The 2,279-nt window shown below is 68.6% G+C and carries 2 protein-coding genes and 1 pseudogene; 1 reads left to right on the forward strand and 2 read right to left on the reverse strand.

Features of this window, described 5'->3' with window-relative positions; genetic code table 11:
* Positions 1-168 (reverse strand): annotated as a pseudogene (locus WA967_RS12320) (transcriptional regulator); the annotation flags it as partial.
* Positions 169-268: 100 nt separating this feature from the next.
* Between WA967_RS12320 and WA967_RS12325 the strand changes: the two are divergent.
* Positions 269-868 carry a dihydrofolate reductase family protein gene (locus WA967_RS12325; protein ID WP_424422978.1) on the forward strand — a complete coding sequence of 200 codons (600 nt, stop codon included), beginning with the start codon at positions 269-271 and terminating at the stop codon, positions 866-868.
* A 3-nt stretch (positions 869-871) separates the two neighbouring features.
* Here WA967_RS12325 and WA967_RS12330 read toward each other — a convergent pair.
* On the reverse strand, positions 872-2,279 hold a 1,408-nt coding region (locus WA967_RS12330; protein WP_424422980.1), incomplete at its 5' end, for an ABC1 kinase family protein.

The following is a 2,279-nucleotide window of genomic DNA, read 5'->3' on the forward strand; positions in this document are numbered from 1 at the left end:
GACGTGCTTCTGCACCGCGGCGAACGACATCTCGTAGTCGTGGGCCAGGGCCGAGACCGACTGCTCGCGCTCGATCGTCCGGCGCAGGATGTCGCGCCGGGTCGCCGTCGCCAGTGCGTGGAACACACGGTCGATCTCCGCTTCGCTGAGTTCATTTTGTACAACCATTTGGTTGTACGTTATGCGAGAGCCGACGTCATGTCAAGAGCATCCGCGATGGGTCAGACCGCGCTGGCACCGCATCAGCAGAAGGGGTAGCGTCCCCGCCATGGCTGCACGGTTCGTGTACTGGATGAACGTGTCACTCGATCTCATGATCGAATCCGCTCCCGGCGAGAACGGCGGCGGCGACTGGATGCGCATCGGCGAGCAGCTGCACCGCGAATTCAACGCGCGAGCCCGACCCATGACGATGTCGATCGAAGGGCGCACGACCTACGAGATCATGGAGTCGTTCTGGCCGGCGGCCGCGCAGGATGCCACCCTGCCCGCGTATCTGCAGGAGTACGGCGAGATCTGGACGTCGATGCCGAAGATCCTCGTCTCCCGCACGCGGACGACGGCATCGCACGGCACCCGCATCGTGGGCGACGGCGCAATCGACGAACTCGCCCGCGTGCGCAGCGAAGCCTCCGGAGACATCGGCGTCGGCGGCGCGACACTTGCGACGCAGCTGCGCGATGCCGGCCTGCTCGACGAGATCATGCTGTTCACCCGCCCCGTCATCCTCGGACGCGGGCGCCCGCTCTTCGACGGGACGCCTGCGCCGATGGACCTCGAGCTGATCGAGCAGGCGGAGTACGCCGACGGTGTCACCCTGCACCGCTACGCGCTGCGCCCCTCCGCCCGGAGGCCGCAACTCCCGTAGCGATCAGCGCCGCCCGAACAGAGCGTGCAGCAGCGGCACGGCCGAGACGCACATCAGCACGACCCCCAGCGGAGGAACGGGTGCCAGCAGCAGTGCGCCGCCGATGAGCAGCCCGCCGAACAGCACCGCCGACACCGCCCGGAACGCGACGCGGATGATGCGGTCGAGTCGGTTCTCCAGACTGGAGAGATCGAAGGTCAGAGACCCGGCGTCCAGTCTGTCCAGCGCGGAGTCCACCCGCGCCGGGAGCCGCCACAGCGAGCTGAGGTTCGAGACGGTCTGCGAGCCGAGGTCGGCCAGCAGCCCCGCGCTCTGGTCCTTGATCAGCCGGTCCGCGTACGGCTCGACCGGCTCCCAGATGTTGAACGTGGGATCCAGCGCGCTGCACAGCCCGGACGTCAGCGACACGGCGCGGATCAGCAGCAGCATCCGCTCGGGGAACTGCACCGGCAAAGACCGCATGGTCTCACCGAATTCGGTGCCGAAGTCGGCCAGCTCGCGCGGGTCGACGTCGCGCAGCTCGTGGAATCCCATCCCGCCGAAGCGGGCGAAGAGCACGGTGAGCGCACGCTCCAGCTCGATGGTGCGCGCCGACGGCAGCAGGATGCCGATCTGCTGAGCGGCTGCGACCAGACCGTGGCTGTCGCGCGACGCGACGGCGATCACCAGGGTGCGCAGCCCCGCGCGGATGCCGTCGGGGACCTCGGCCATCATCCCGAAGTCGATGAACGTGAGGCGCCAGCGACGCTTCGACTCTGGGCCCCGACGCTTCGACAGGCTCAGCGACCCAGGTTGCGCAGGGCCGGATTCCTGGGTCCCTGAGCTCGTCGAAGGGCTGACGCCCGTCGCCTGTACTGAGCGAGCGTCAGCGAGACGAAGTGAAGGGTCAAGCGGCGTCACGAAGATGTTGCCGGGATGCGGGTCGGCGTGCACGAATGAGTGCGTGAACACCTGGTCGAGCATCACGTCCCCGAACACCGCCGCGACCTCGGTCGGGTCGATCCCGGCGTCCCGCAGTGCCGCCACGTCGTTGATCTTGATGGCGGTGACGTCCTCGAGCGTCAGCACCTTGCGGGTGGTGCGCTCCCAGACGACCGCGGGCGCGGCGACACGCGGGTCGTCGGCGAAGCAGGCGGCGAAGCGCTCGGCGTTCGCAGCCTCGTGCAGGTAGTCGATCTCCTCGTGGCAGGTCTGCGCGAACTCCTCCACCAGTGCGGGAGCATCCACGCGATCGCGCACGATGCGCACGCGCTGCGCCCAGCGGGCCACACGGCGCAGCGCGGCCAGGTCGACCGCGACGATCTCGTCGATGCCGGGTCGCTGCACCTTGACGACGACGTTCGAGAGGCCGGTCCCGGCGGCATCCGCCTCGCTGAGGGTCGCGCGATGCGCCTGTCCGAGAGACGCCGCG

Origin of the sequence: Microbacterium sp. (assembly GCF_049650565.1) — a bacterium.
In the GTDB taxonomy this organism is placed as follows: Bacteria; Actinomycetota; Actinomycetes; order Actinomycetales; family Microbacteriaceae; genus Microbacterium.